Annotated in this window: 8 protein-coding genes and 1 pseudogene; 3 read left to right on the top strand and 6 right to left on the bottom strand. The window is 70.1% G+C overall.

The genetic code is table 11. The features are described from left to right. Positions 1-1,247: CHAD domain-containing protein (locus tag VF542_RS02910; protein ID WP_408650208.1), on the top strand; the 1,247-nt coding region annotated here is incomplete at its 5' end. Positions 1,248-1,323: 76 nt separating this feature from the next. On the opposite strand, the gene VF542_RS02905 is transcribed toward VF542_RS02910, so the two are convergent. The 5 genes from VF542_RS02905 to ftsE form a co-directional block, all read right to left on the bottom strand. Next, positions 1,324-2,265, bottom strand: coding sequence for a GNAT family N-acetyltransferase (locus tag VF542_RS02905; protein WP_408650207.1), 942 nt, complete (start codon positions 2,263-2,265; stop codon positions 1,324-1,326). Between the two features lie 38 nt (positions 2,266-2,303). Beyond that, on the bottom strand, positions 2,304-3,209 hold the full coding sequence (locus VF542_RS02900; RefSeq protein WP_408650206.1) for an amidohydrolase family protein: 906 nt from the start codon (positions 3,207-3,209) through the stop codon (positions 2,304-2,306). Positions 3,210-3,243: 34 nt separating this feature from the next. Then, positions 3,244-3,744: an SsrA-binding protein SmpB gene (gene smpB / locus VF542_RS02895; protein WP_408650205.1), complete on the bottom strand. Its 501-nt coding sequence runs from the start codon at positions 3,742-3,744 to the stop codon at positions 3,244-3,246. Between the two features lie 10 nt (positions 3,745-3,754). Beyond that, entirely contained in the window at positions 3,755-4,672 is a 918-nt protein-coding gene (ftsX, locus tag VF542_RS02890) for a permease-like cell division protein FtsX (protein WP_408650204.1), read from the bottom strand. Between the two features lie 78 nt (positions 4,673-4,750). Beyond that, entirely contained in the window at positions 4,751-5,440 is a 690-nt protein-coding gene (ftsE, locus tag VF542_RS02885) for a cell division ATP-binding protein FtsE (protein WP_408650203.1), read from the bottom strand. A 160-nt stretch (positions 5,441-5,600) separates the two neighbouring features. Here ftsE and VF542_RS02880 point away from each other — a divergent pair, with 160 nt between their 5' ends. Next, on the top strand, positions 5,601-6,512 hold the full coding sequence (locus VF542_RS02880; RefSeq protein ID WP_408650202.1) for a trypsin-like serine protease: 912 nt from the start codon (positions 5,601-5,603) through the stop codon (positions 6,510-6,512). A gap of 91 nt (positions 6,513-6,603) precedes the next feature. After that, positions 6,604-7,653 (top strand): hypothetical protein, encoded by a 1,050-nt coding sequence (locus VF542_RS02875; RefSeq protein WP_408650201.1) that lies wholly within the window; start codon positions 6,604-6,606, stop codon positions 7,651-7,653. On the opposite strand, the pseudogene VF542_RS02870 reads toward VF542_RS02875, so the two are convergent. Then, positions 7,650-8,067, bottom strand: a pseudogene (locus VF542_RS02870) (prolyl aminopeptidase); the annotation flags it as partial. The gene VF542_RS02875 and the pseudogene VF542_RS02870 sit on opposite strands and share 4 nt — an antisense overlap.

The following is an 8,067-nucleotide window of genomic DNA, read 5'->3' as shown; positions in this document are numbered from 1 at the left end:
GCTTTCGCACCGAGCTGCGCTGGCCGCTGGCCGGCAACGACGAGGCGCCGGAGGAGTTGCGCACCCTGGTCCGGCCGTTCACCGGCGCCGCGGAACTGCTGCCGACCGTCACGCTCAAGACCACCAGGACCGCCCACCGGGTGATCGCGCCGGACGGCCGGCTGGTGTTCGAGCTGGCCGACGACGAGATCCGGGCCGTCTCCGAGGGCGCACCGGTGGCGACGCCGCGCTGGCGTGAACTCGAGGTGGAACTCGGGCAGGCCGGCACCGAGGCCCACCTCGACCGGGCGACCAGCCTGCTGCTCGCCCGCGGAGCCTTTGCGTCCCGCTGGAGTTCGAAGTTGCACCGAGCGCTGGTCGGCCAGCCCGAGGACCCGGCCGGGAGCACGGCCGGGGCCGCCTTGACTCCCTACCTGCGCGCCCAGTGCGACGCGCTGACCGCGGGTCATTTCGCGATCTCGCTCAAGCCGTTCGAGGCCGGGGCGAGCAGCCAGCCGCACGAGGCGATCCACCAGACCCGGGTGGCGACCCGGCGGCTGCGCGCCGCGCTGCGGATCTTCGCGCCGCTGTTCGAGGCCGAACCCTCCGCTCGCCTGCAGGACGAGCTGACCTGGTTCGCCGCCGAGCTGGGCGAGGTCCGCGACCGCGAGGTGCTGCGCAGCCGGCTGGCCCGTGCCGTCGACGACCTGCCGGCCTACCTGGTCCTCGGCCCGGTCGGGAGCCGCATCGACGAGGTGCTGCTCACCGAGCTGCGCCAGCACGCCGACGCATTGCTGGCCACCATGCGCGACGAGCGCTACAGCGTTCTCCTGCATGATCTCGCCCGCTGGCGGGAGCAGCCACCGTTCAGCCCGGAAGCCGCCGGCCCGCCCGACCTGCTGGCGGAGTATGTGGCCGCTGCCGAGCGCAAGGTCGCCAGGCGGATGAAGCGCGCGGCCGGCAACAACACCCCTGCCGAGCAACTGCACCAGGCGCGCAAGGCCGGCAAGCGCGCCCGCTACGCCGCCGAGGCAGCGGCGCCGGCGCTGGGCAACGAGGCCAGCAAGATCGCCAAGCGCGCCTCCCGGCTGCAGACCTTGCTCGGTGAGCACCAGGACGCGATCGTGGCCACCGAGGTGCTTCGCCGGATCGCCGACCAGGTCGCCGACGAGGGCCAGAACGCCTTCACCTACGGCATCCTGGTGGCCGACCAGCGCCGCATCGCGGCAGCCTCGGCGCAAGCCGCCCGGGACAGCACCAGTCGCTGACCGCGCGTCAAGGCGTCGACCGCGTCAGGGCCTCGGCCCGGGTCACGGCCTCAACCGGGTCACGGCCTCAACCGGGTCAGGAGCGGCCGGGTACCACCCGGCCGTAGCGGGCGATGACCTTGTCGAGCTGGAAGCCGAACGAGGCGTACAGGGCTCCGGCGCCCGAAGCGTTCTCCGAGTCGACGTCGAGGCCGGCCTTGGCATAGCCCTGCTCGGCTATCGCCCGCAACGATGCCGCCAGGCAGGCCCGGGCCAGCCCCGCGCCCCGGGCCCGCTGCCGGGTGCCGACCAGGTTCACCCACGCCTCCCCTGGCACCCACTGGGTGACCAGCACGTAGGCCTGCACCTCGCCGCCGGAGTCCAGGCTGACGAACGAGCAGTCCGGCCGGAACGTCCGGGAGCGGACCATGTCACCCCAATCCGCGGCATCGGCCGGAATCGAGCCCCAGTGGGTGCTGAAGGCGTCGTTGTGCGCCAGCCGGACAGCCTCTTCCAGCTCGGCCGAGTACGGCCGCACCGGCAGGTCGGGCGGTGGCGGCACGACGCCGGGCATAGGCCTGGTCATCTCGTGGTGATAGCGCATGATCTTGTAGCCGCGGTGTTCCAGCATCGGACGCACCGAAGCTCCTTCGAGACCGCCGGAAACCCACAGCAGCACCGGCACACCGGGGTGCCGCTGGCCCGCGAGCTCGAGGGCACGCGCCTCCATCCGGTCCATGATCTCGGTGCCCAGGCCCAACCCACGCTGATCGGGACGGACCCCGCCCGCGATGAAGGCCCGGACCTGGCCCTCGAACAGGCCCGTGGAAACCCGCAGTTGGCCGAACCCGGCGAGCACCCCGTCCCGCCATACGCCGACGGTGTCCAGCCGCGGGTCGACGCCCGGCTCCTGTAGCTCCTCGGCCAGCGCCTCGGCCTCGTAGAACTCCTCGGTGCCGTCGGCCTCGCCCAGCAGGTTGGTCAACTCGGCCCACTCGGTCACCGTGTCAGCGCTCAGCGGCTGCCAGCTCACTGTCATGACGCCTCGACTACTCCTGATCTCGGAACGGCTGGCTCTCAGAAGGCCAGCAACTCGGCGCCGTTGTGCCACAGCACCTGCCGCAGCCAATCATCGCCGAAACCCCACTCCACCAGCGACTGAATTTGCCGGGCGTAGCTGTACGGGATGTTGGGAAAGTCGGTGCCCAGCACGATCCGCTCGCCCAGGTCGCGGTAGGCCGCCAGCACGTCCGGCGGCACCGGCGCGATCCTGTCGAGGTACGGGGTGCCCACCATGGTGGTGTCCAGCCGGACGTTGCGGTAGCGGTTCACCAGCGCCAGGTGCTCGGCGTACTCCGGCGCGCCGGCGTGCGCCAGCACGGCCGTCAGCGCCGGATGCCGCCGCAGCACCTCCCCGATCGGCCCCGGGCCGGTGTGCGCACCGGGCAGCGGCCCGGACCCGCAATGCACCACCACCGGCACGCCGGCGTCGCTGAGCAGGCCCCAGGCCTCGTCCAGCACCGCCTCGGCGGGGTCGAAGCCGCCGACCTGGACGTGCACCTTGAACACCCGGGCCCCGGCCTCCAGCGCCTGCCGGACGTAGCCGGTGACGCCGGGCTCGGGAAAGAGGGTGGCGCTGTGCACGGCATCCGGATGGGCGGCGGCGAAACCGGCACACCAGTCGTTCAGCCAGCTGGCCATGCCCGGCTTGTGCGGGTAGCACAGCGTCGGGAACCGCGGCACCCCCAGCTCGTGCAGGGTGGCGATCCGCTCGTCCTCGCTGGTGCGGTAGCAGATCGGCCAGGCGATTCCGTAGTGCTGCTCGGCCTCGTCGAAGTACCGCCAGACCTTGGCCAGCATCGGCTCGGGCAGGAAGTGCACGTGGATGTCGGCCAGCCCCGGCAGCCCGAGCGCCTGCCAGATGCCCGGCACCTGCGCGTCGGTGAGCTGCCCAGCGACCTGGTCCGGGCCGCTGGCCTCCATCAGCCGGTGCTGCCGGGCAGCAGGGTGCCATCCATCAGTCGGTGCGGCCCTTGGCGCGCCGTCCCAGCACCCTGCTGATCTCCCGGTCGGCGTCGCGCTTGGCCAGGTCCTGGCGCTTGTCATAGGTCTTCTTGCCCTTGGCCAGGGCGATCTCGACCTTCACCTTGCCCTCGACGAAGTAGAGCGACAGCGGGACCAGGGTGAGGCCGGACTCCTTGATCTTGCCGACCAGCCGCAGGATCTCACCCTTGTGCAGCAACAGCTTGCGCACCCGGCGCGGGGTGTGGTTGGTCCAGGAGCCGAAGGCGTACTCCGGGATGTGCACGTTGTGCAGGTAGACCTCGCCGTCGTCGATGGTGGCGAAGCCGTCGACCAGCGACGCCCGTCCCAGCCGCAGCGACTTGACCTCGGTCCCCATCAGCACGATGCCGCACTCGTAGGTGTCCACGACCAGGAAGTCGTGCCGGGCCTTCTTGTTCTGCGCGATGATCTTGCGGACCGGGCGGTTGGAGGACGGTGCGGTTGCGGCGGCCATGACAAGCAAGCTACAGCCGGACGTAGAGGCGCAGGGTCAGCCAGGCAGTGACCGCCGCCAGGATCACACCGGAGATCAGGCCGACCCCGCCGGCCAGGATGATGTCGTTGGCCGAGATCGGCTGCAGGATCCGGGATTTCACCTGGTCACCGAGCAGGCCGTCCAGGAAGACCACCTTGGCGACCCAGTTGCCCACCATCGCCAGGATCGCACCGACCACCGCCGCCAGCATCGCCTCGATCACGAAGGGCAACTGGGTCATCCACCGCGACGCCCCGACCAGGCGCATGATGCCGGTCTCGTTGCGGCGCTGCTGGGCCGCGGTCTGGATGGTGTTGGCCATCTGCAGCAGCGCACAGATCAGCACCACGAAGAACATCACGAACGAGCCGACCCGGCCGGTGTCGAAGAGCCGCAGCATGGTCTTGAGGCTGACGTCCTGATTCTGGATCTGCTCGACGCCGGCGACCGTGGAATACCGTGCGGCCACCGGCTGGTAGTCGGCCTTGAGATCGCGCAGCTTGATCGTGAACGACGACGGGATCGCCCCGGGCCCCGCCTCGTCGACCACCTTCTCGCCCAGTCGCTGCTTGGCGATCTGGGTGGCCTGCTCCTCGTTGAGGTACTGCACCCCGGTGATCTGCTGATCGGCGTTCAGCTTGGCCTGCAGCGCCAGCCGCTCGGCAGTGGTGATCTTGTGCTTGCAGGGCGATCCCGGGCTCTGGTTGGAGGTCTCGGTGCACAGGTAGATCGAGACGTTGATCTTGTCCTTGTAGGCCTCCTGGGTCTTGGAGATCTCCTTGTTGATCAGCAGCGCCCCGCCGAGGAAGAACAGCGCGATCGCGGTGGAGAGCACCAGCGCGATCGTCATGCTGGCATTGCGTCGCAGCCCGGTGGCGACTCCGGACATCAGATAGCTGGCGCGCATGAGGGTTCCACTCCGATCGGTGTTCGCTTCTCAGCAGGTGCGGCGGGTGGTGCGGGACGCGCTGTGTGCCGGACCGCCTCAGCGGCCGATGCCATAGACGCCACGGTTCTGGTCGCGGACGATGTGGCCGTACTCGAGTTCGATCACCCTGCGCCGCATCGCGTCGACGATGTTGTTGTCGTGGGTGGCCATCACCACCGTGGTGCCCTTGCGGTTGATCCGCTCCAGCAGGCCCATGATGCCCTGGCTGGTGTCCGGGTCGAGGTTTCCGGTCGGCTCGTCGGCCAGCAGCACCAGCGGCCGGTTGACGAACGCCCGGGCGATGGCGACCCGCTGCTGCTCACCACCGGACAGCTCGTTCGGATACCGGTTGGCCTTGCCCTGCAGCCCCACCATCTCCAGCACCTCGGGAACCGAGCGGGTGATCGAGCGCTGGGACTTGTTGATCACCTCCAGGGCGAAGGCCACGTTCTCGAACACGGTCTTCTTCTCCAGCAACCGGAAGTCCTGGAAGACGCAGCCGATCCCCCGGCGCAGTTCGGGAACCTTGCGGGCGGGCAGCTTGGCGATGTCCTTGCCGTTGACGATGACGCTGCCCCTGGTGGGCACGTCCTCGCGCAGCAGCAACCGCAGCACCGAGGACTTGCCCGACCCGGAGGCGCCGATCAGGAAGACGAACTCGCCCTTGTCGATGTCGAGGGACACCCCGTCCAGGGCGGGCCGGGTGCTGGCGGCATAGATCTTGGTGACGTTCTGCAGCGCGATCACGGGAGGCCATCCTACCGCCCGGTAGGCAGTGCCCCCGGCCACCGCGCCCGCCGGCATCGGGCGGAAAATGCCGTAAACCCTCCGGTGAGCTGGCAGAGGTGCGAAGCTCCGTGCGGATCCGTCCACGACACGGATCCGTCCACGACAAGGAGCGAGCGCTATGGCAGGACGTCTGAACACATTGCGGGTTGCTGTGGCTTCTGCGGCGACAGCCATCGTCGCCGCCGGAGTGCTGGCCTCCCCGGCAGCCGCCATCAACACCTATAACGCCTCACCGGCGCCGGAGCGGACCGAGACCGGTGCGCTGCTGGTCCTGTGGGACACCGACGGCGACGGCGTGGACGACTCGTTCGACTGGCACTGCACCGGCGCCATGATCGACCGCGACACCTTCCTCACCGCCTCGCACTGCATCGTGGACTGGTCGGCCGACCCGTCGCTGGACCACTTCTACGTCTCGCTGGACCAGAACGTGCAGGGCGAGCTGGACGCGGCCGCGGCGCTGGGGTTGTCCGGCGCCGCCGAGGCCCGGTACTTCCTGGCGCACGGCCAGGCGGTGGAGGGCTCGGGCATCGTCGACCCCAGCTACGGGCAGGCCCAGTCGGACCCGCACGACATCGCGGTGGTCGACTTCGCGCACCGCGCGGTCACCCCGGCCGACCGGTGGAGCTTCACCCCCGCCAAGCTGCCCACTGCGGGCCGGCTGTCGGCGCTGAGCTCCAGCCAGCTGGAAGCAGCCCCGTGGCTGGCAGTCGGCTACGGCACCGAGGAGGCGCACACCGGTGGCGGACCGCAGACCCATCCGGGCGGCGGCATCCGGCTGAAGGCCTCGCTCGGCTTCGACGCCCTGAACGCGTCCTGGATCCGGCTGTCCATGATCGAGGCCCAGGGCTACGGCGGTGCCTGCTACGGCGATTCCGGCGGCCCGAACTTCGTGACCCTGAACGGCGTTCTGCTGCTGGCCGGCGTCACGGTCACCGGTGACACGCCCTGCTACGCCACGAATGTCGCCTACCGGACCGACACCGGGTCGGCGCGTTCCTTCCTGGCGCCGTACGTCCGGCTGGCCTGACCCGGGCGCAGAAGGTAGCCGGTTGTGAACCGTTACGGAGCGATTGGCTGTTCGCTGCAATCTTCCTGACCGACCGGAGCATCCTCCAGTAATGGGAACGAGGTGGGCGCCGGCCGCAGGCATCGTGGTGCTCCTGCTCGCGTTGACCGCGTGTACCGGCCGGGGCATCGGAACTCCGGCCGGTCCCGGAACTTCCGCCGGGCTCGGAACTTCTGCCGGTCAGCACGGCGCCGCATCGACGTCCCCGAGCTTCGATGAGCAGGAGAAGGCGAACCGCACGCGTGCCGAGAGCGAGGCACGGCGACTGCTCGCGCTGGCCGAGATCCCGGCGGGTTCGGTGCAGCTCAGCTCGGCACCGGCGGCCCTGCCGGCCCCGGCGATGGGGGACAACGGAGTCGAGACGGCCACCGACCTGGCCAGGTATTGGCAGTTGCCGATGTCGTTTCCGGCAGCCGAGGACTACCTCAAGCAGCACCCGCCGGCCGGCTTGACGCAGTGGGGCGGCAGCGCCGAAGGCTCACCAACTGCCATGGTCCACAGTTACGGCTGGACCGTCGGCGGCTCGAGCCCCCAGGGCGGGTTGGAATTCGGCCTCGCCTCGATCGGCGAGGCATCGGCGGCTGGTACGGCGAGCTACCTGCGGGTGGACGCCCGCGTCGAATGGCTGGACCCACACCCGATGGCGGACACCGGGACCGGCCCCAGGATGCGCCTGGAAGCCGGCAGCCGCTGCCCGGCGGATGACCGGGGCGTCGTAGGTGTGCTGACCGACCGACCGGACGTCGATCGGAGCCTGGTGCCGCCCGGAACGCCGAACGCCGGACTGCTGTGCTCCTACGGCGGCTTGAACGGCAAGCGCTTCGGGCTGCTGCTGCAGCGCGTCCTGACGGCTGAGGACGCTGCCCGCGTCGCCGATGTCGCGCGCCGGGTGGAACTGGGCCATCTCAACGGCGGCAGCCGCAACTGCCCGGCGGGGGACGGCTCGGTGACCGTGCTGATGCTCGAGTACCCGCACCTCGCAGCGGCGAACCTGTGGCTCGAGGCCCGCGGTTGCGCGTCCGCGTCGAACGGCCATATTCGCGCGCCGGGCAGTGCCACCCTGGCCGCTCTGATCGAGGTCGCGAACCAGCTGGAGCGCTAGCGGCCGGCGAAGCCGTCCAGCGCTGCCAGCGAGGCCTCCTGCTTGCTGGCGCTGCCCTTGTGGCCGGCGTCGGCCAGCGCGATGAGTTCGGCGTCGGGCCAGGCCTGCGCCAGCTCCCAGGCGGTGTCCAGCGGGCAGCTCAGGTCCAGCCGGCCGTGGATGAGGACACCGGGAATGCCTGCGAGACGGTCGGCGTCGCGGATCAGCTGCCCCTCCTCCAGCCAGGCGTCGTGGGCGACGTAGTGCGCGCAGATCCGGACGAAGGCAATCATCGCCTCGATGTCCTTGCCGCTCATCAGGACCTTGGGATTGGGCTCCAGCGACAGCACCGCGTCCTCCCAGCGGCACCAGTCCCGAGCGGCCTTCTCCCGCACGGCCCGATCGGAGCTCTCCATCAGCCACGAGTAGCCCACG

Source organism: Jatrophihabitans sp. (assembly GCF_036389215.1).
Taxonomy (GTDB): Bacteria; Actinomycetota; Actinomycetes; order Mycobacteriales; family Jatrophihabitantaceae; genus Jatrophihabitans_A.
The sequence above is the reverse complement of the archived record's forward strand: the minus strand, read 5'-3'. Positions and strand labels throughout refer to the sequence as shown.